This is a genomic window from Streptosporangium sp. NPDC051023 (assembly GCF_040689595.1).
Taxonomy (GTDB): Bacteria; Actinomycetota; Actinomycetes; order Streptosporangiales; family Streptosporangiaceae; genus Streptosporangium.
Genome location: NZ_JBFBCE010000049.1, coordinates 13,215 through 32,340, shown reverse-complemented (window position 1 = coordinate 32,340; position 19,126 = coordinate 13,215). Strand labels below are relative to the sequence as shown.

The window sequence follows — 19,126 nt, the reverse complement described above, 5'->3', positions numbered from 1 at the left end:
TCACCGTCCCTGGAAGTTGGGTTTGCGCTTGGCGACGAACGCGGCGGCCGCCTCTTTGTGGTCCTCGCTGACGAAGGTGCCGCCCTCCAGGACGAGCCCCAGGTCGAGCAGCAGGTTCAGCCGCTCCCGTACGATCTTGTTGACCGTGGCCTTGGTGCCCTGTACCGCCAGCGGTGCGGCGTCCGCCAGCCGGCGCGCGACCGCGGTCGCCTCCTCCAGCAGCCGGTCGGCCGGTACGGCGCGCAGTGCCAGCCCCAGCCGGGCCGCCTCGGTCCCGTTGAGCCGGTCGCCGGTCATCAGGTAGTACCTGGCGGCTCCGAGCGGCATGGCCAACGGCCAGGCGACCGCTCCCCCGTCGCCCGCGACCAGCCCGACCGAGACGTGCGTGTCGGCGAACTGGGCGTCCTCGGCGGCGATCACCACGTCGCAGAACAGGGCTATCGTCGCGCCCAGTCCCATGGCGTAGCCGTGCACTGCGGCGACGATCGGCTGCGGCACCGACAGAATGGTCTCCAGGATGTCGCGGCCGTGCAGGAGCTGGTAGACCTGCTGGGCCGGGCTGGGCCCGACCTCGTCGGCCGCGCGGTCGGCCATGTCCTTGACGTCGCCTCCTGCGCAGAACGCCCGGCCCTCGCCGCGGAGCAGTACGGCCCGCACCGTCGGGTCGGCGGCGATCTCGGCCAGTGCCAGGCCCAGTTCCCGCTCCAGCCCGCCGCCGATCGCGTTGAGCCGCTCGGGGCGGTTCAGCGTGACGGTGACCAGGCCGTCCTTCCGGTCGACCAGCACTGTCGCGTACTCACTCATCGTTCCTCCCGGGTCGTGGACATGCGGTTGACCATCCGGGCACGGGCCTGGTCCCGTCCCGGCGCGGCGACGGCCAGCGCCTGCAGCCGCGCCTCCTCGTCGAGCAGTTCGGCCAGCCCGACGTTCAGGCCGTGGTTGAGCAGTCGTTTGGTGAGTCCCAGCGCGATGCCCGGCGCGTCGGCCATCTGGTGGGCGAGCTTGGTGGCGTGGGACAGCAGTTCGCCGGCGGGCACGACCTCGGAGACGAGTCCCCAGGTGAGCGCCTCGGCGGCGGTCAGCGGCCTGCCGGTCGCCAGCCACTCGTAGGCGCGGGCGTAGCCGAGCAGGCGCGGCAGGAAGTAGGCGCCGCCCGCGTCCGGCACCAGGCCGATCGCGGTGAACGCCGGGACGAACTTCGCCCCCTCCGCCGCGATCCGCAGGTCCGCGGCGGCGGCCAGGGAAAGCCCGGCCCCGGCGGCCGGTCCGTTCACCGCGGCGATCACGGGCTTGTCCAGCGCCGCCATCGCCAGCACGTGCGGGTGGTAGGTGTGGCGCAGCCCGGTGCTGCCGGGACGGGAGGTGTCCCGTGGGGCGCGCAGGTCGGCGCCCGCGCAGAACCCGCGGCCCGCGCCGGTGACGACGACCGCCCGGACGGCCGGGTCCGCCGCCTCGTGCCAGGCGTCGGCGAGGGCGTACAGGGTCGCCGCGTCCAGCGCGTTGAGCCGTTCGGGGCGGTTGAGCGTGACGGTGAGCACCGCACCCTCACGCCGGGTCAGGACGGGATCCGCCGGATTCACCACATTCCTCCAGCATGGATGCCCCGTCCTTCAGGGCGGGGAGGAAATGTGGAACGGTCTCTCATGGTGTTCTCCGGATCTGCTCGGCAGGGCTTGCTATGGTGTTCGAGCTGGCGATAACCAAGCTGGCATCGCACCACCGCCCCAGGGCATGGGGTGGCAGCGCGGGGAGCCCTCCAGCCGCTGGGCGGGGCTGTGAACCGCGAACCACCCGGTTTCGGCCGGGAATCCCGGTCCTTTCGGGGCCGGGAGGATGTCAAAGGCTCTGCTCCGTTCCGAGGATGGCGGTCACCTGGCTGGAGAACTGGCCGCCGTTGCCGTGCGCGAGCGCGATCGTGGCGCCGGGCCGCTGCCGGTCCCCCGCCTCCCCCCTGAGCTGGCGGGCCGCCTCGATGAGGGTGAAGATGCCGTACATCCCGGGATGGCAGTAGGACAGCCCGCCACCGTTGGTGTTGACCGGCAGTGCCCCGCCCGGCGCGATCCGGCCGCCGGAGACGAAGTCGCCTCCCTCCCCCTTGGCGCAGAAGCCCAGGTCCTCGAGGAACATGACGGTGTTGATGGTGAAGGCGTCGTAGAGCTGAACGACGTCGACGTCCGCGGGCCCGACCTTCGCCATGGCGTAGGCACGGGCGGATGAATCGGTCGCGGCGGTGACGGTGAGGTCGGGCATCTGGGAGATGCTCCGATGCCAGTGCGCCTCCCCCGCGCCCAGCAGGTACACCGGGGGGCGGGGCAGGTCCCTGGCGCGGTCGGCGCCGGTCACCACGACCGCCCCGCCGCCGTCGGTGACCAGGCAGCAGTCCAGGGTGGACAGCGGGCTTGAGACGATCCGCGCGGCGAGGACGTCCTCGACGGTCAGCGGGTCGCGGGCGAACGCCTTGGGGTTGAGCATCGCCCACCGCCGGGCGGCGACCGCGACCTCGGCGAGGTGGGCGCGGGTCGTGCCGTACTGGTGCATGTGGCGGGCGGCGGCCAGCGCATATCCGGTGATCGGCATGCGGGGCCGGTAGGCCGCCTCGTAGGAGGGCAGTTCCGGCGGCCCCATGGCGAGTCTGCCGCGGCCGCTGTCGGAGCGGGCGGTGCTGCCGTAGACGATCAGCGCGACCTCGCACGCCCCCGCCGCGATCGCCAACGCGGCGTGGTACAGGTGCGAGACGAACGAGCTGCCGCCGACCATCGTGCCGTCGGTGTAGCGGGGCCGGACGCCCAGGTACTCGGCCACGTCGAGCGGCGCCATGCCACGTCCTGCGATCGCGCAGAACAATCCGTCGACGTCCCTGGTGGACAACCCCGCCTCGGCGAGCGCGGCGGCGGCGGCCTGGGCGGCCAGGTCGACGGCGTACCGGTCCGGGCCGACCTCGCCGAGATCGGACTCGGCGACTCCCACGATCGCGGCGGCGCCGCGCAGGTCGGGTCCGTTCATCACGCCTCCTCCTCGTCGTCGCCCTCTGCGGCGAGCACGGTGAACACGACGCGCGGCCCGTCCGGCTCGACCCTGGCGCGTACCCGCGTGCCGATCCGCACCTCGTCGGCGGGGACGCCGACGACGGTGCTCATCATGCGGAACCCCTCGTCGAGGTCGACCAGCACGACCGGGTACGGCAGGCCATCACGCGGGGAGAGCACGCTGGCCGAGTAGACCGTGCCGAGACCGGCACTCCGGCTCCAGCTCAGCCTGGTCGAGCCGCACGCCGGGCAGAGCGTCCTGGGGTAGAACACCGCGGCCCGGCAGTCGTCGCACCGCTGGAACGGCACGGTTCCTTCAGCGCTTTCCGCGCCCGCCGCGCCCGCCGTACCCTCGATGCTCGCGGCGAGCCGGTCGGTGTAGCCGCGGTGCGGGGCGAGCTCGGTCATGTTTCCCTCCTCTGCCGCCCTGCCGGGTAGGTCGCGGTCGCGCCGCCGCTGAGCACGAGCCTCGGCCCGCGCCCCGCTGCCTCGCTGTGCACCGTCAGCGTCACCTCGACCTCGGTCGCGCCGTCCGGGGTGCCGCCGGAGCGGAGCACCTCGCCGGTGAGCACCAGGGTGTCGCCGGGCCAGACCTGGTCCACGTACCGCACGGTGAGACGGCGCAGGTTCCTGCGGCCGAGCCAGGCGGCGGCGTATCCGCCGAGGACACCGGCCGTGAGCAGCCCGTGCCCGAACACCGAGGGGTATCCGGCGGCGCGGGCGAAGGTCTCGTCGTGGTGGATCGGGTTGAAGTCCCCACCGGCTCCCGCGTACCGCACGAAGTCGGTGCGGGTCAGCGGGCCGATCCTGCGGGTCGGGGCGGCCGTCACCGGGTACCCCGGTGAGCCCTGGGACGGGTCCGGCGGCACCGGGGCCATCGGGGCCGTTGTGGCCTCCGCGGCCGTTGTGGCCTCCGGTGACGGGTTCCGCGGCGCCGTACTCACCGCGGCCTCCGATTCGGTCATCGTTCCCCCAGTTCGATCACCGTGCTGCGCAGCCGCAGCACGGTCTCCTCGCGTTGGTTGACGAAGGTGTACTCGGTGACCACCAGCGTCATCGGGCCGCGACTTCCGTTCTTGCTCAGCACGTCGGCGATCCGCGACCGCACGGTCAGCACGTCGCCCGCGACGATGTCGCCGAGGTACTCCCACTCGGCGCCCCCGGCCAGCACCCGCTTCAGGTCAAGGCCGAGCACGTCGAGGCCGCCTCGCGCGGCCCAGTGACTGGTCACCGCGGAGAAGGTCGGCGGGACGGGAAGGTGCGGGTACCCGGCCGCCCGCGCCGCCTCGACGTCGTGGTGCACCGGGTCGTCGTTCTTGACCGCGAGCGCGAACTCGCGCACCTTGCCGTGCTCGACCGGGAAGCTGTAGCTCGGGTACTCGTGGCCGACCAGGCCGCTGCGATCAGTCATGACGCACCACGATCAGGGCGTCGGCGGCGTACACCGCGTCGTCGGCGACGCGCAGCGGGTTCACGTCGACCTCGGTCACCTCGTCCAGTTCCAGCGCGAGCTCGCCGAGGCCGACCATGATCCTGGCCACCGCCTCCCGCTCCGGCTCGGACAACCCGCGCCGCCCGGTCACCAGGCGTCCGCCGAGCAGCTCCCGCAGCGCCGCTCCTGCGGCGTCGGCGTCGAACGGCGGGCGGAGCAGTACGGCCTCGCTGAGCACCTCGACGAGCACGCCGCCGAGCCCGAGCGCGACCATCGGGCCGAAGACCGGGTCGCGGTTCACCCCGCAGGTCAGCTCCATCCGCGCGGGCACCATCTGCTGGACCAGCACGCCCTCGATCCGCGCCTCCGGTTCCCTGGCGGTGACCTCGGCGAGCATCTCCAGATATCCGGCCCTGACCGCGTCCGCCCCGCGCAGGCCGAGCCGGATCGCCCCGACGTCGGACTTGTGCGGCAGCTGGTACGACATCACCTTGAGCGCGACCGGCCCGCCGATGCGCTCGGCCGCCTCCACGGCGGCGTCGGCGGTCGACACCTGCTCCTCGCGGGTCACCGGCACGCCGTACTCCGCCAGAATCCGTTTGCCGGTCGACTCCAGCAGCGTCGTCTCCGCACCGGCGTCGGCCAGCAGCTCGCGGACGTGGCGCGCCCGGTCACCGTCGGCGGTGAAGCCCGCGGGGCCGGACGCCGGGCGGTGGCACGACTGCCGGGCGAGCGCGGCGAGCGCGACCATGGCCCGGCGCGGGTCGGTGTAGGTCGGCACCCCCGCCGCCTGGAACTGCTCGCTCCAGGCGGTGGAGAGGATCGCGACCGGTTTGTCGGTGCTCCGGTACATCTCCACGATCGCGTCGTTGGCCGGGCCCGGCCGGGCCCAGGTGACCGCCGCGAGCATGTCCGTTGACGGGCTGTTCGCCACCGAGAAGAGCACCTTCCGGTACGCCTCGGGCATCGCGGTGGTCTGCGCGGTGGTGTCGACCGGGTTGGCGGTGCTGCCGTAGAACGGCACCGGCATCTTCTCGGCCAGCGCCTGCTGCTCCTCCTCGGGCAGCACCGGCACCGACAGCCCGGCCAGGCCCGCCTCGTCGGCGAGCAGCACCCCGGCGCCGCCGGAGGAGGTCATCACGACCACCCGGTCGCCCCGGGCGCGGCGGCCGTCCTGGAAGATGGTGCCCAGGTCGAGCAGTTCCTCCATCGTCGAGGCGACGAAGACGCCGTACTGCCGGCAGACCGCGTCGAGCACCCCCGCGGAACCGACGATCGAGGCGGTGTGGCTCATCGCCGCCCGCGCCGCCTCTTCGGAGCGCCCGGCCTTGAGCAGCACCAGCGGCTTGTCCAGCTCGGCGGCGCGCCGCGCGGTCTCGATGAAGACCTCCGGGTCGCGCAGCGTCTCGGCGAAGGACAGGAGCACCCCGACCTCGGGCCGCTCGACCAGGTGGCGCAGCACGTTCGCCACGTTCACGTCGGCCTCGTTGCCGGTGGAGACGAACCAGCCGAGCCTGAGCCCGGCGAGCACCGCCTTGTTGGTGATGTAGGAGCCGAAGCCGCCGCTCTGCGAGACGAGGGCCACCGGTCCCGGCGTAGGCAGCGGCTCGTCCACGGTGACCATGAAGTTCGCCATCACCCCGCCGTGGGTGTTCATGTAGCCGATGCAGTTGGGGCCGATGACCCGGATGCCGGTTTCGCGGGCCACCTCGGTGAGGCGGTCCTGTAGGGCCAGTCCCTCGGGGCCCGCCTCGGCGAAGCCCGAGGTGATGACGGTCGCGCCGCCGATGCCCCGCGCGGCGCACTCGGCGACCACGCCGACCACGGCCGGGGCGGGCACCGCGATCACCGCCATGTCCACGGGTTCCGGCAACTCGGCGACGGTACGGAAGGCCTGACGGCCCTGGACCACCTCGTCCTTGGGGTGAACCGGATGCACGTCGCCGGGGAAGGCGCGGAGCAGGTTGGCGAAGACGGTGCCGCCGATGCGGGTCGGGCTGTTGGAGGCGCCGACCATCGCGATCGAGCGGGGGGAAAGAAGCCGGTCGAGTGCGGAGCGGGATTCGGTGGCGGTCATGGCTCGGTCACCCCTCGAAGGTCGGTGGTGGTCATGGTCATGGCTCGGTCCCCTCTCTGAGGCGCGACGGCCCTCATGGCTCGGTCCCCTTCCGGGGGCGTGACGGGGCCCATGGCCCGGTCGCCTTCCGGCAGGTGGTCGTGGTCGTGGGGGTGTGGGGGGTCATGGCCGGTTCGCCTCCTCGGTGTGCGATCGAGGTGTCAGCTCACGCAGGATCGAAGCGGTGTGCTCGCCCAGGAGCGGGGCGGCGATGGGGTCGGGCGCGGCGTACCCGCTCAGGCGCAGCGGCTGGCGCACGTAGCGCCGGGGCCGTCCGGGCTGCGGCTGGCGTGCCGGGGACTGGCCCGGCGGGAACTGACCCGACGGCGACTGATCCGACGGCGACTGAACGGGCGAGGACTGGCCGGGCGAGAGCCGGCCTGGCGAGGACTGGCCGGACAGCGGCCGGATCGTACGGCGTGCCGCCACATGGGGGTCGCTGAGCGCCTCCCGCAGCCGGTGGACCGGGCAGGCCGGGACCCCGATCCGGTCGAACGTCTCCTGCCATTCGGCGCGGGTGCGGGTGGCCAGCGCCCCGGCCAGTTCACCGGCGAGCGCGTCACCCCTCGCCAGGCGTTCGGCCTGGCTCAGCCGCGCGTGAGCGGTCAGCCCGGTCGCCTGGCACAGCGCCGCCCAGAAATGGTCCTCGAAGCCGATGCCCAGCGCGATCAGCAGCCCGTCGGCGCACCGGTACATCCCGTAGCCGGGCTCGCGGCCCGGCGCGGCGGCGGAGCCGTCCGGCCCGTTGAGCACCGGCTCGAACCGGAGCGACAGGATCGACATCAGCGCCTCGTGGGTGGACAGGTCGACGTGCGTGCCCCGCCCGGTCGCGGCCCGGCCGACCAGGCCGACCATCGCGCCCAGGGCGGCGTAGAGCGCGCCGACGATGCCGCCCGTCTCCAGGTCCGGGGGCGGGAGCACCGCCTCCGGCCGGTCGCGGAGACCGCCCAGCAGCCCGGCCACCGCCTGGAACATCAGGTCGTGCCCCGGCCTGTCGCGGTACGGCCCGTCCTGGCCGAATCCGGAGACGGACACGTAGACCAGCCCGGGGTTGACGGCGCTCACCCGGGAGTAGCCGAGGCCGAAGCGCTCCATGGTTCCCGGCCGGTACGCCTCGAACAGGACGTCCGCGGTGCGGACCAGCCGCAGCGCCGTCTCCTGGTCGGCGGGCTGTTTGAGGTCCAGGGTCATCGAGCGCTTGCCCCGGTTCAGGGCGTCGAACATGACGCCCTGACCGCGGGCCGGGTCCCCGGTGCCCGGCCGTTCGACCACGATCACGTCGGCGCCGAGGTCGGCGAGCAGCATCGTCGCGTACGGCCCCTGGTACAGCTGGGCGAAGGTGACGACCCGTATCCCGTCCAGTGGCCCGCGCCCCGAGCTCACCGCCATCGTCAACGCACCATCATCCCGCCGCCGTCCACCGAGATCACCTGGCCGGTGACGTAGCTGGAGGCCTCCGAGGCGAGGTAGACGAAGGTGGGCGCGATCTCCTCTGGCTCGGCGTAGCGGCGCAGCGGCAGCCGTTTGATCCCGTCGGCGAAGCGCGGGTCGGTGCGCACCTTGAGCGTCATCTCGGTCGCCGCGGTGGGGGCGACCGCGTTCACGAGGATGTTGTAGCGGCCGAGTTCACGTGCCGCGGAGCGCATCATGCCGAGCATCCCGGACTTCGCGGAGGCGTAGTTGACCTGCCCGATGGAGCCGTTCTGCGCGGTGGAGGAGGAGGTGAAGACGATCCGCCCGCTCTCCCGCTCGATCATGTCGTGGACCACGGCCTGTAGCCAGTAGAACGAGCCGGACAGGTGCACCGCGATGACCTGGTCCCACTGCTCGTCGGTCATCTTGTGCAGCATCGCGGGGCGGGTGACGCCCGCGTTGCTCACGAGGACGTCGATCGGCCCGTAGGCCTCCTTGACGGTCGCCGCGGCCCGGTTCACCTCCGCCCGGCTCGACACGTCGCACGCCACGGCGAGCGCCTGTCCTCCCGCCTCGCGAATCCCGGCGGCCACCTTCTCCGCGGCGTCGCCCTGCACGTCGACCACCGCGACCCGCGCACCCTCGTCGGCGTACGCTTCCGCGACGGCGCGGCCGATCCCCTGGGCCGCGCCGGTCACGACGGCGACCCTGTCCTTCAGTTGCATTCCTGTGCTCCTGCTTCTCACCGGTTACCGGTGGTCAGTTGTTCGTCCGACCGGCCCAGGTACACCTCGCGGATCACCGCGCCGTCGTCGAAGTCGGTCTTGGGGCCCGCGGTGACGACGCGCCCGTTCTCCATCACCACCACGTCGTCGGCTATCGCCAGCGCGTTCTCAACCCGCTGCTCGACGAGCAGGATGGACAGTCCCTCGTCGCGCAGCGCGGCGACCATCGTGAGAACCTCGTCGACGATGGCGGGCGCCAGGCCCGCCGAGGGCTCGTCGAGCATCAGCAGCTTCGGCCCGGGCATCAGCGCCTGGCCGATGGCGAGCATCTGCTGCTGGCCGCCGGACATGCTGCCCGCCGGCACCTTGCGCCGCTGCGCGAGTACGGGGAAGCGCTGGTAGGCCTGTTCCAGTGCCTCGCGCCTGGCCGCGCTGCGCAGCCTGAGGCCGCCCAGCGCGTACCCGCCGAGGAGCAGGTTCTCCTCGACCGTGCGGGCGTGGAAGACCCGCTTGTTCTCCTGCACCAGCGCCAGCCCGGCGCGTACCCGCCGGTGCGCCGGGGTCCCGCTGATGTCCTGCCCGTTGAGCTCGACCGTGCCCTGGCTGACCGTCGGGAGCAGTCCCGCGATCGCGCAGAGCAGTGAGGTCTTGCCCGCGCCGTTGCGCCCGAGCACGACGGTTGTCCGTCCGGGGCGGACCGCCACGTCCACCCCCCAGAGCACGCGCAGGTCTCCGTACCCACCGGTGATTCCGACGGCCGACAGCATCACTGGCCTCCTTTCCGCGCGGCGGGTTCCGCGGTCGCGGCCGGTTCGGCGGCGACCCCCGCCGGTTCGGTCTCCGGCTCCTCGTCGGCCGCGCCGGTGTACTCGGCGAGCACGCGGCGGTCGGCCTGGATCTCCGCCGGGGTGCCGGAGGCGATCAGCTGTCCCTGGCTCAGCACGTGGATGCGATCGGCCAGTTTGAGCACCAGCGGGAAGTTGTGCTCGACGAGGATCACGGTGCCGCCCGCCCTGCGGATCATGTCGATCGCCCGTTCCAGGACCACTAGGTCGCTCTCGTCGAGGCCTGAGCCGACCTCGTCGAAGAGGAAGACCCGGGGACCGGAGGCGAGCGAGCGGGCCACCTCGACCAGCCTGCGGGTGCCCAGCGCGAGCGAGTCCACCGGCCGGTCGGCGACGTCCTCGATGCCCAGCAGCCGCAGCAGCGCGAGCGCCTCGGCGTTGTCGGCCGCGTACCCGCGCCGGAAGGCGGGCAGCCGCAGCACCGCCGCCAGGAGCCCGACACGGTGGGTCACGTACCTGCCGGTGGCGACGAAGGCGAGCGTGTCCATGTCCTTGGGAATCAGCGGGGTCTGGAAGGTCCTGGCCACCCCGAGCCGGGCGATCCGGTACGGCGGCCGCCCGCCGACCTGCTCGTCGTCCAGCAGCAGCCGCCCGTCGGACGGCTTGTAGAAGCCGCAGATCAGGTTGAGCAGGGTGGTCTTGCCGGACCCGTTGGGCCCGATCAGGGCGGTCACCTCGCCGGGGCGCGCCTCGATCGAGACGTCCTGGAGCGCCTTGTTGCCGCCGAAGGACTTGCTCAGCCCCTCGGTCCGCAGCACCGCGCCGCGCAACTGCCCGAGTTCCGGCTCCTCCTCCGCGGCGGCAGCGGCAGCGGCAGCAGCGGACGGGCTCGGCGGCAGCCAGCCGCGGCGGCGGGCCGCGGCCAGGCCGTCGTGGGCGAGCCCGGCGAGGCCGCGGTTGAACAGGACGCCGGCCAGCAGCAGGAAGGCACCGTAGATGACCAGCTGCCAGTCCTGGAACTGGGTGAAGGTCTGCTGGCCGAGCTGCATCACCGCCGCGCCGGCCAGGGCGCCGTAGACGGACGTCGCGCCGCCCACGACCGAGGCGGCCAGCACGCTCAGCGCCAGGGCGAAGGTGAAGGTCTCCGGCGCGATGAACCCGTCGAGCATCGAGAACAGCGCGCCCGCCAGGGCCGCCGGGATCGCGCCGACGACGTACACGAGCAGCTTCAGCCGATACACCGAGACGCCCAGGATCGAGGCGAGGATCGGGCTCTGCCTCAGCACCAGGAACATGTTCCCGTGCCGGGAGAGCAGCAGGTTGCGGGCAACGGCGAACCACAGCGCGGTGACCACGAGGATCAGCACGTACAGCCGGTTGCCGGTGATCTCCATGCCGAACAGCGTCGGCACCGCCGCGGCCAGGCCGAGCGTGCCGCCGGTGAAGTGCTCGAAGACGTCGATCAGGTTCGGCACCAGGATGACGAGGAAGAAGGTCACCATCGCCAGCGACCAGCCGCCGAGCCGTAGGCCGGGTATCCCGGTCACCAGCCCGACCAGGACCGCCGCGACGATCGCCGCGGCCAGCGCCAGCACCACGTTCGCCGTGCCGAGCTTGACACCCAGGTAACCGGCGACGTAGGCGCCGACGGCGTAGAGCGCGACCTGCCCCATGGCCAGCTCCCCGGCGTAGCCGAGGACGACGTTGAGGCCGCTGACGAGCAGGCTCAGGATCGCGATCAGCATCACCGTGCGCGACCAGTACGCGTTGATCAGGCCCGTTCCGGGTCCGGCCATCAGGAGTGCCAGCAGGAGCAGGGCGCCCAGCGGGCGGAACCGGTGGATGAATGCGGCCAATGCGGTCATGGCTACACCCGCCGTTCGAGCGCGGCGCCGAAGAGGCCGCGCGGTCGTAGGAAGAGGATCAGCAGGAACACCCCGAAGACCACGAGCTGCGGATACGCCGCGCCGATGTAGCGGACGGCGAACGCGTAGATGAGTCCGGTGGCGAAGCCGCCGATCAGTCCGCCCAGCTGGCTGCCCGAGCCGCCGATCGCGATCGCCACGAAACCGAAGAGGGCCAGTGCGTGCCCGAGGTCGAAGACCGCGTAGGTGCGCGCCCCGACCAGTAGCCCGAACGCTCCGGCGATGGCCCCGGCCAGCACGAAGGCGCCGACGCCGAGCAGCCGTACGTTGATGCCGCGGGCCGAGGCCGCCTGCCGGTCCTCCGCTGAGGCCAGCGAGGCGAGGCCGGTGAGGGTGTGCCGGGACCACAGGTGCAGCCCGACGCCGACCACCAGGGTGAGCACGATCAGCACCAGGTCGATCGGCCGGACCGCGCCGCCGAGCAGTTCCAGCGGCCGTTCCGGCAGGCCCGAAGGCACGGTCAGGGGCTGCCTGCCCCAGATCGCGGCGGCCAGGCCGTCCAGGATCGTCGCGGCGCCGACCGTGGTGATCAGCGCGCCGTGCGCGTCCGACCTGCCGAGGAGCGGCCGGATCGCGATCCGCTCCTCGATCAGGGCCACCGCCGCCGTGCCCGCCGCGGCGAGCAGAACGGTCGGGATGGCCGGCAGCCCGAGGCTGACCGCCCCCGTGTAGGCCAGGAAGGTGCCGACCATGAGCAGCTGGGCGTGCGCGAAGTTGAACGTGCCCGAGGCGAGCAGCACCACGTTGTAGCCGATCGCGACCAGTGAGTAGATCGCGCCCGTCGCCAGGCCCGCCCATACCGTCGTCATCGCCGCCTCACGCCTTGCCGGGCGAGTAGAAGCCGTCGCCGTCGTAGGTGCCGGGCGAGACGTACTGGAAGGTGTCGGCCCCGGCGGTCGGGAAGTGGTTCGTTCCCGAGTAGGCGTACTGCAGGTACTGGCCCGCCGGTCCGGCGTTGAACCACAGCGGCGCCTCGGTCGGCTTGGCCAGGCTCTCCATCGCCGCCTTGAGCTTGTCGGGGTCGGTGGACTTGGCCTGCCTGGCCGCGTGGACGACCACGGCGAGCGCGTCGTGACCGGTGGCGTACAGACCCCAGCCGGTGCTGGACATCCCGGTGGCCGCGGGACCGGACTTGATCTTCCCGATGAAGCCGGCCAGGCCCGGGTGGTGCTCACTGGTGGACAGGGTCGCCGCGGAGAACACCACGTTGACGCCCTTGAGCTGGTCCGCCCCGAGGTTCTTCAGGTAGGGGAAGCTCGAGCCGAGCTGGTCGCAGTAGGTGGGGACGTCCCAGCCGATCTGGGCCCGGCTGCGCATCGTGTAGAGCGCGGCGGTGCCGTAGCCGTTGAGCACCAGCGCGTCCGGGTTCTGCGAGCGCAGCTGGTTGAGCTGGGAGCTCATGTCCAGCGAGGTCGCCTCATAGCGGGCCTCGACGAACTCCATTCCGGCGCCCTGCACCGCCGCCTTGTAGATCGCCGCCGAGCTCTGGCCGGTGGCGTCGTTGGAGTACAGCATGGCGATCTTCTTGTAGCCCTTGGACTGCGCGACCGAGATCAGCGCGGGGGCGTAGTCCTTACCGGGCGAGGAGACGCCGAAGTGGTAGGGGTACTTGGCCGGGTCGTTGAGCAGCGTGCTCACCGTGCCGCCGACGGACAGGACCTTCTGCCGGGTCAGGATGGGCAGCAGCGACAGCGAGACCGCGCTCGATCCGCCGGGATACACCAGGTCCGGCTTGGTGCCGGAGGACAGCCGCTGCTGCAACAGGCTGACCGCCTTGGTGGGGTCGTTCTGGTCGTTGGCCGTCTCGACCACGATCTTCCGGCCCTCGATGCCGCCCGAGGCGTTGAACTCCTCCGCGGCGATCTTGATGCCCGCCTCCAGGCTGGCGTTGTTGGTCGAGACGGCACCGGAGTAGTCACCGGTGAAGTAGACGACGAAGGGTTTGTCACCGCCGGCGGATTCGGTGCCGCCGCCGTCGCCGCACGCGGCGAGGGGAAGCGTCACCACCAGGGTGGTCAGTAAGGTCGCGATACGGGTGCGCCGTGATGTCATTACGGCCTCCTCAGCCGAGTGGGGGGATCCTGCGACTGAATGACGTTCAGGGTTTTGCTGGGACCGCGGTGTGCGCGGGAGATGGGCGGGCTCTGGAAGGCCGCCGGGGATGCGCCGCTCAGGCCGGGCGCGTGGCACCGTCGCCCGGGTCACCTGTCCGGGCGGGAAAGGGGGTGAACCTGGCTCAGCGGGGTAGGCCGAGCATTCTCGCGATGATGTTCTTCTGGATCTGCGCCGACCCGCCGTACACACTGACCGGGCGGGAGGTGAAGTACGAGCTGAGCCATCCGCTCTCGGTGCCGGTCAGCTCGTCGGCACCGAGGATGTCCATGGCCAGGTGCTGGAGGGACTGCTCGGCGTCGGCCCAGAGCAGTTTGGCGACCGAGCCCTCCGGGCCCGGCTGCTGCCCGGAGACCCGCGCCGCCAGCTGCTCGACGCAGTTGAGGCGCAGCACCTCGCCGCGCACGTACGCGCGGGCCAGTTGCTTGCGCGTCTCGGGCTGGTCGAGCAGCCCGCGCTCTGCGGCGAGCCGCTCGACCCTGGCCAGGGTGCGGCGATAGGAGGCGATGAACCCGATGTCGGCCGGGCCACGCTCGTAGGCCACCGTGGTCATCGCGATCCGCCAGCCCTCGCCGGGCTCGCCGAGCCGCTGGCTCACCGGGATGCGCACCTCGTCCCAGAAGACCTCGCAGGTCTCCGCCTCCCCGCTGGCGATGATGATGGGCCGTACCGTGACGCCGGGCTCCTTCATCGACACCAGGAAGCACGAGATGCCCTTGTGCTTGGGGACGTCGGAGTCGGTGCGGGCCAGCAGCAGGCACCAGTCGGCGTACTGGCCGCCGCTGGTCCACATCTTCTGCCCGTTCACCACGTAGTGGTCGCCGTCCAGCCGGGCCGTCGTGCGCAGCGAGGCGAGGTCGGAGCCGGCCTCCGGCTCGCTGAACCCCTGGCACCACTGCGCCTCGCCGGAGAGCAGGGTCGGCAGGAAGTGCTTCTTCTGCTCCTCTGAGCCGTAGGTGTAGACGGCCCGCCCCATGTATCCCACCGAGGGCAGCGAGGGCGCGTTCAGGTTGCCGGCCTCCTCGTTGAGGATCGCGTCGTAGGCGGCGCTCAGCCCGCGCCCGCCGTACTCGACCGGCCAGCTCATCCCCACATATCCGGCCTGGTACAGGGTGCGGTGCCAGGCCCTGCGCATCTGCGCGGCCGCCTCCGGGTCCTCGATCTTGTCCCAGCCGACCGGGATGTTCTCGGTCAGCCACTGGCGCAGGGACGCGCGGAACTCCGCCTCTTGCGGGGTGTCTCGGTAATCCATGGTCACTCTCCCGTCAACCGGACGTCGGCGATGCGCAGCAGCTGGGTGCCCTCGTCCCCGAAGAGCTGGCGGTTCATCAGGGCGCGCCGGGTGTGCACGTGCGCGATGTGCTCGTAGGTCTGGCCGATGCCGCCGAAGACCTGCATGACCGTCTCGGTCACCTCGCGTGCGACGCTCGCGCAGTGGGCCTTGGCGGTCCGCGCGGCCAGCAGTGCCTCTTCCGGCTCCAGCTCGTCCACCGCCCACGCGGCGTAGTTGGTGGCGCTCGCCGCCGCCTCCGCGTTCACGTACGCCTCGGCGCACAGGTGCTGCACCGCCTGGAACGATCCGATGGGCACGCCGTACTGCACGCGTTCCTTGGCGTAGTCGACGGCCCGCGTCACCGCGGCGCGCATCACGCCGACCGTGTCGGCGCAGATCGCGGCCAGCGCGAGCGCCTCCCAACGGGCCAGGTCCCCGGCCTCAAGCGGGCGGCCGACCGTCCGCAGCCGGGCCGGGTCGAGCGGGGCGTCGCGGCGGGCCGTCGCGCGGGTGAGGTCGGCGCCGTCGACCTGGGCGAAACCGGTGTCCAGCGGGACTCGCGCCACCCGGGGGCCCTCGGGCGAGTCCACCAGGGCCAGCGCCTCCGCCGCGCCGTCGACGTCCCAGCCGTACCACGGGCCGCCGCCCGGCAGCCGGGCCAGGCCGGACAGCCGCCGGTCCAGCAGCACCCCGGCCCGTGAAACCCCGTCGGCCAGTTCCCCGGCCTCCTCATCGGCGCCCGCCAGTACCAGCAGTTCCGTGGCGAGAACCGCGGACCCGAGGTACGGCACGGGCACCAGCCCTGCGCCCAGCGCCTCGGCCACCACGGCGACCTCGACCCCGGAGCCTGCGGGCCGCCCGTCCTCGTCGCGCATCCGCAACGCCAGCAGGCCCGCCTGCGCCAGAGCCTGCCAGGCCGCGGCCCGGTCCCGGGTGGCCAGGTCGCCGGGATTCTCCAGGCCCGACGAGCCGGCGATCTGACCGGCCACCTCTTTGAGCATCCGTTGCTCATCACTGAGCAGAGCGTGCACGCCGCACCTCCTGTGCCTCCACCGAACCCTCCAGGGCCGGATGACCACTGAATGACGTTCAGATGAGGTCTAACACGTGGCCGCGAAGGGCGTCAATGGAAACATGGTCGTTACCTTGACGTAACAAACCGAAAACTCGGCGCCTCAGCCGAAAATCTGTCTCCTACCAGGGATTTTCCCTTCGAGGCAGCTCCGTGGCTCGACCGCAAAAGGGACAAAAAAATCACCGCCGGCACCCCGTGCCGACGGTGAATGACATTCAGCCGTAGATCCCCCCTAGGAGTGGCCCTCCAGCTGGACGTCGGCCAGCCGCGCGAAGACGTCGATGGCCCTGGCCACCAGTTCTTCAGCCTCCTCGCGGGTCGCACAGGCGGCCACCTCACGACAGATCCCGCTCATGGCGTCGGTGACGATCGCGACCAGCGCGCGGGCCCCCAGCGAGTCGTCGCTCGCGAACAGATTGGTGTTCCCGCTCAGCAGCGCACCGTTACGCCGCAACCACTCCTGGTTGATCCGGCGCATCCGCAGCCCGAACCCCGGAGGCGTGTCCCCGTCGGCGACCAGCAGCACCACGTCCCGGTGCTCCCAGGCGCCCAGCAGGTAGGCGCGGGTGCCGGAGAGGTACAGGCGCAGCCCGTCGGTGACTCCGGCGGCGCGCACCGCCGCGACCGCCTCCCGCGCCCGCACCTCCTGACTGCGCTGGTACTGCAGCCATATGGCCAGGTAGACATTGGTCTTGCTGCCGTAGTGGTAGTAGAGCGAGCCCACGCTCATCCCGGCGCGCTCGGTGATGTCGCTGACACTCGTCGCGGAGAAGCCCTGCCTGACGAAAAGATCGCGGGCCGCGCTCATCAGCCCCTGGGCGGCCGCGGTCTGCAACCGCGGGTCATCGAGATCGATGTTCGGCTCGGCCTCCCCGGTCAGCTGAGGCGGCTCCCCCTGCTTCCTCGACTTCACTCCGGCCTTTACCACGTAGTTCTCCGATCCGGATCGGCTGCGGCTGCGGTTTTCGACCGCTCAGCATACGCGGAATCTCTGAATATCATTCAGTCTACGACGTGACCCGGGTCTTCGCAGTGCCGTTCCCCACGCCGCGAGACCGTCGGCCACCCGCGCCTCCCCAGCCGCGGCATCGCCAGGCGCCCCCGACCACCGGAAACTTGATCCCGCGTCGTGAGGCGCGGAACCCGCGCCGCCTTTCCGGAGAAGGCGGCGCGGGTCTGGCACGCGCATCCGCCGGCGAACACCGTCAGCCGTCACGGCGACGCAGGCGCGACGGGCGTCGCGGAAGTCTTAGAGCCGGTAGAAATCGGTGTAGTGGTTCGGTGAGAACCAGGTCACCCCGGTGCTGCGGTTGACGACGATCCGGTACGCGTCACGCGCGGCCCCCTTCGCCCGCGAGTACACGTCGTACTCGTAATAGGTGGCGCCGCTGGGAAGCTGACCCTCACGATTCTGGAAGCGCCCGCCGGTGTAGTTGTACTTGCCGTCCGGCCAGGAGTACCAGCCGCTACTGGTCGGATAGCCCTTGGCGGCCCAGGTCGCGTTGGCCGAGCGCGCGTCGGAGCACCGCGCGATGGTGCAGGAGTTGAAGACCGACGCGTTGGCGGGGGTGACGCCAACCACGCCGACCAGGCCGACCAGGGACGTGAGGGTGGCGAGTATGACCGTGAGCCGTACCGACCAGGAAGATCGGGGACGTTCCTGAGTGTGCACGAAGCCTCCTTGCGGGGGATGCGGGGGGAAGGACCCCCATCAGAATCACCGCCCAAATCAGGTCGAATAAAGGCAAAGATCGCCAAAGGTACGGTGAACTCTTCGCGGCACCGGGTCGACGCCACGGCCACGTCCGGGCGCTTCACTCCGTGATTTTCGGACTCGAAGCACACAGTCACCGATCGGCCCCGCAACCCACACAAACGGACCGCCGACCCCAAGCCCCGCAGCCGCCCCAACGGAACTCGCATGGCACGCCCCCCGAACCCTCCCACCAAGCCAGCGCCATTTAAAGTGAACTTTCTTCATAATCAACTTTTCTGTCAATTCATGTCGCCATAATACAATTCATTGATCTCATACAGTTTTCGTGGCGATAATCAGTGCGCGTCCTGGGGTACGCGGGGATCGGTGGCTTCCTGTTCGGCTTCCCCTTTTCACCCCTAGGCATGAGAACGGAGCACGGGAATGGCCTACGAGATTCACGGCAAGCCGACGGCACCGGTGACGGTCCGTTCCGCCCAGGACCCCGGAGCGACCTCCGTGGCCACGGTCAACGCCGTGGCCAGGGTGTTCGTCTTCGAGGCGTCGCCGGGCTGGCGGCGGGTCCGCCTGCTGGAGGGCCGTGACACGGGCAAGCATGGCTGGGTCAGGGAGACCGAGGTCGTCGGCACGGTGAACGGCGTCCTGTCCACGGAGGCCGAGTTGCTCGCGCTGTTCGCGACGCTGCGCGAGGCGCGTTTCACCCCGTCCAGCGGCACGCCGACCCCCATCCCGTACCGCTATCCGGCCGACGGGTGCTTCGCCCGTGCCGAGGTCATGGCGAACATGCTCGCCTTCTCCGGCTACCAGGTGGACAAGGTGTTCGCCATCGCGGCGGGCGGGCTGCGTCTCAACACCCCGCACGGCGGCGACCAGCCTGGGTTCGGCGAGCGCCTCCAGGTGGGGTGGTGGTACCACGTCGCCCCGATCGTGTACGTCCCCTCGGGCGGCCCCAAGCCGGACCCCGTGCTGCTCGACCCCTCGGTCTCCGACGGCCCGACGAGCATCGGCGACTGGGTCGGGAAGATGACCACCGGCCCGGTCGAGCCGGAGATCAGCTACGACCAGCTACGTCAGCGTCTCCAGGCCTCGAAGGCGTATCCGGCCGACCGCACACTGGTGGTGCGGGCCGGGCCGATCGTCTACTCTCCGCCGCTCGCGGCCGACCCCGCCAGGACGATCGTCGCCAAGCCCGGCAGCGTCACGCAGGAACTGGCGAGCAGGGCACGGCTCGTCCCCGCCCATGACGTCGTCGCCGGCCTCGACCAGCTTTTTCGCCGCTGCCACGAGTTCTGGTCGGCCGACCAGAGGACACGGGACCTGCCCGTGCCCTACCCGGGGTACCCCGGGGAGCTGAACGCCCTGCGGGCCCTGATCGGCGCGCTGTCCCCCGAGCACCGGCTCTACATCAGGAGCACGTTCCCCAACTTCTTCGCCGACTGGCGCAACACCTTCGTCGGCAGCGGAACCGAGAACGACCTCAGGGCCCTGGAGATCCTACTGGCGTCCTGACCCCCTGTCCCCCACGGC

18 protein-coding genes are annotated in these 19,126 nt (G+C 71.3%); 1 reads left to right on the top strand and 17 read right to left on the bottom strand.

Annotation, left to right across the window (positions count from 1 at the left end):
- The 17 genes from AB0395_RS28630 to AB0395_RS28550 all read right to left on the bottom strand — a co-directional run bounded on the left by AB0395_RS28630 (window position 1) and on the right by AB0395_RS28550 (window position 17,554).
- On the bottom strand, window positions 1-804 hold the full coding sequence (locus tag AB0395_RS28630) for an enoyl-CoA hydratase/isomerase family protein (protein WP_366286164.1): 804 nt from the start codon (window positions 802-804) through the stop codon (window positions 1-3).
- Window positions 801-1,580, bottom strand: coding sequence for an enoyl-CoA hydratase-related protein (locus AB0395_RS28625; protein ID WP_366286161.1), 780 nt, complete (start codon window positions 1,578-1,580; stop codon window positions 801-803). Before AB0395_RS28625 ends, AB0395_RS28630 begins: the two co-directional genes overlap by 4 nt.
- A 256-nt stretch (window positions 1,581-1,836) precedes the next feature.
- The gene (locus AB0395_RS28620; RefSeq protein WP_366286158.1) at window positions 1,837-3,003 is read right to left on the bottom strand and encodes an acetyl-CoA acetyltransferase; all 1,167 of its coding nucleotides are present in this window, start codon (window positions 3,001-3,003) and stop codon (window positions 1,837-1,839) included.
- Window positions 3,003-3,434: an OB-fold domain-containing protein gene (locus tag AB0395_RS28615; protein ID WP_366286156.1), complete on the bottom strand. Its 432-nt coding sequence runs from the start codon at window positions 3,432-3,434 to the stop codon at window positions 3,003-3,005. The genes AB0395_RS28620 and AB0395_RS28615 overlap by 1 nt, the downstream gene beginning before the upstream one ends.
- A complete protein-coding gene (locus AB0395_RS28610; protein WP_366286153.1) occupies window positions 3,431-3,991 on the bottom strand; it encodes a MaoC/PaaZ C-terminal domain-containing protein in 561 nt (186 codons plus the stop codon). Before AB0395_RS28610 ends, AB0395_RS28615 begins: the two co-directional genes overlap by 4 nt.
- Window positions 3,988-4,437: a MaoC family dehydratase N-terminal domain-containing protein gene (locus AB0395_RS28605; RefSeq protein WP_366286151.1), complete on the bottom strand. Its 450-nt coding sequence runs from the start codon at window positions 4,435-4,437 to the stop codon at window positions 3,988-3,990. Before AB0395_RS28605 ends, AB0395_RS28610 begins: the two co-directional genes overlap by 4 nt.
- Window positions 4,430-6,535 (bottom strand): acetate--CoA ligase family protein, encoded by a 2,106-nt coding sequence (locus AB0395_RS28600; RefSeq protein WP_366286149.1) that lies wholly within the window; start codon window positions 6,533-6,535, stop codon window positions 4,430-4,432. The genes AB0395_RS28605 and AB0395_RS28600 overlap by 8 nt, the downstream gene beginning before the upstream one ends.
- Before the next feature lie 162 nt (window positions 6,536-6,697).
- Window positions 6,698-7,963: a CaiB/BaiF CoA-transferase family protein gene (locus AB0395_RS28595; protein ID WP_366286252.1), complete on the bottom strand. Its 1,266-nt coding sequence runs from the start codon at window positions 7,961-7,963 to the stop codon at window positions 6,698-6,700.
- 2 nt (window positions 7,964-7,965) lie between these two features.
- Complete coding sequence (gene fabG / locus AB0395_RS28590) at window positions 7,966-8,712, bottom strand: 3-oxoacyl-ACP reductase FabG (RefSeq protein WP_366286146.1); 747 nt, start codon at window positions 8,710-8,712, stop codon at window positions 7,966-7,968.
- Window positions 8,713-8,729: 17 nt separating this feature from the next.
- Window positions 8,730-9,479: an ABC transporter ATP-binding protein gene (locus AB0395_RS28585; protein WP_366286144.1), complete on the bottom strand. Its 750-nt coding sequence runs from the start codon at window positions 9,477-9,479 to the stop codon at window positions 8,730-8,732.
- The gene (locus tag AB0395_RS28580; protein ID WP_366286141.1) at window positions 9,479-11,362 is read right to left on the bottom strand and encodes an ATP-binding cassette domain-containing protein; all 1,884 of its coding nucleotides are present in this window, start codon (window positions 11,360-11,362) and stop codon (window positions 9,479-9,481) included. The genes AB0395_RS28585 and AB0395_RS28580 overlap by 1 nt, the downstream gene beginning before the upstream one ends.
- 2 nt (window positions 11,363-11,364) lie before the next feature.
- Window positions 11,365-12,231, bottom strand: coding sequence for a branched-chain amino acid ABC transporter permease (locus AB0395_RS28575; RefSeq protein ID WP_366286139.1), 867 nt, complete (start codon window positions 12,229-12,231; stop codon window positions 11,365-11,367).
- Between the two features lie 7 nt (window positions 12,232-12,238).
- Window positions 12,239-13,474: an ABC transporter substrate-binding protein gene (locus AB0395_RS28570; protein WP_366286138.1), complete on the bottom strand. Its 1,236-nt coding sequence runs from the start codon at window positions 13,472-13,474 to the stop codon at window positions 12,239-12,241.
- Window positions 13,475-13,658: 184 nt separating this feature from the next.
- On the bottom strand, window positions 13,659-14,786 hold the full coding sequence (locus AB0395_RS28565) for an acyl-CoA dehydrogenase family protein (RefSeq protein WP_366286136.1): 1,128 nt from the start codon (window positions 14,784-14,786) through the stop codon (window positions 13,659-13,661).
- Between the two features lie 2 nt (window positions 14,787-14,788).
- Window positions 14,789-15,838: an acyl-CoA dehydrogenase family protein gene (locus AB0395_RS28560; RefSeq protein WP_366286134.1), complete on the bottom strand. Its 1,050-nt coding sequence runs from the start codon at window positions 15,836-15,838 to the stop codon at window positions 14,789-14,791.
- A 276-nt stretch (window positions 15,839-16,114) separates the two neighbouring features.
- Window positions 16,115-16,795 carry a helix-turn-helix domain-containing protein gene (locus AB0395_RS28555; protein ID WP_366286131.1) on the bottom strand — a complete coding sequence of 227 codons (681 nt, stop codon included), beginning with the start codon at window positions 16,793-16,795 and terminating at the stop codon, window positions 16,115-16,117.
- 336 nt (window positions 16,796-17,131) lie between these two features.
- A complete protein-coding gene (locus AB0395_RS28550; protein WP_366286129.1) occupies window positions 17,132-17,554 on the bottom strand; it encodes a ribonuclease domain-containing protein in 423 nt (140 codons plus the stop codon).
- A 468-nt stretch (window positions 17,555-18,022) separates the two neighbouring features.
- On the opposite strand from AB0395_RS28550, the gene AB0395_RS28545 reads away from it, so the two are divergent.
- Window positions 18,023-19,108: a protein-glutamine glutaminase family protein gene (locus AB0395_RS28545; protein WP_366286128.1), complete on the top strand. Its 1,086-nt coding sequence runs from the start codon at window positions 18,023-18,025 to the stop codon at window positions 19,106-19,108.
- Window positions 19,109-19,126: the final 18 nt, after the last annotated feature.

Coding starts and splice junctions, on each gene's coding strand:
- AB0395_RS28630 (WP_366286164.1), bottom strand. CDS start 804: ATGAGTGAGTACGCGACAGTGCTGGTCGACCGGAAGGACGGCCTGGTC.
- AB0395_RS28620 (WP_366286158.1), bottom strand. CDS start 3,003: ATGAACGGACCCGACCTGCGCGGCGCCGCCGCGATCGTGGGAGTCGCC.
- AB0395_RS28615 (WP_366286156.1), bottom strand. CDS start 3,434: ATGACCGAGCTCGCCCCGCACCGCGGCTACACCGACCGGCTCGCCGCG.
- AB0395_RS28610 (WP_366286153.1), bottom strand. CDS start 3,991: ATGACCGAATCGGAGGCCGCGGTGAGTACGGCGCCGCGGAACCCGTCA.
- AB0395_RS28605 (WP_366286151.1), bottom strand. CDS start 4,437: ATGACTGATCGCAGCGGCCTGGTCGGCCACGAGTACCCGAGCTACAGC.
- AB0395_RS28600 (WP_366286149.1), bottom strand. CDS start 6,535: ATGACCGCCACCGAATCCCGCTCCGCACTCGACCGGCTTCTTTCCCCC.
- AB0395_RS28595 (WP_366286252.1), bottom strand. CDS start 7,963: ATGGCGGTGAGCTCGGGGCGCGGGCCACTGGACGGGATACGGGTCGTC.
- fabG (WP_366286146.1), bottom strand. CDS start 8,712: ATGCAACTGAAGGACAGGGTCGCCGTCGTGACCGGCGCGGCCCAGGGG.
- AB0395_RS28585 (WP_366286144.1), bottom strand. CDS start 9,479: ATGCTGTCGGCCGTCGGAATCACCGGTGGGTACGGAGACCTGCGCGTG.
- AB0395_RS28580 (WP_366286141.1), bottom strand. CDS start 11,362: ATGACCGCATTGGCCGCATTCATCCACCGGTTCCGCCCGCTGGGCGCC.
- AB0395_RS28575 (WP_366286139.1), bottom strand. CDS start 12,231: ATGACGACGGTATGGGCGGGCCTGGCGACGGGCGCGATCTACTCACTG.
- AB0395_RS28570 (WP_366286138.1), bottom strand. CDS start 13,474: ATGACATCACGGCGCACCCGTATCGCGACCTTACTGACCACCCTGGTG.
- AB0395_RS28565 (WP_366286136.1), bottom strand. CDS start 14,786: ATGGATTACCGAGACACCCCGCAAGAGGCGGAGTTCCGCGCGTCCCTG.
- AB0395_RS28545 (WP_366286128.1), top strand. CDS start 18,023: ATGGCCTACGAGATTCACGGCAAGCCGACGGCACCGGTGACGGTCCGT.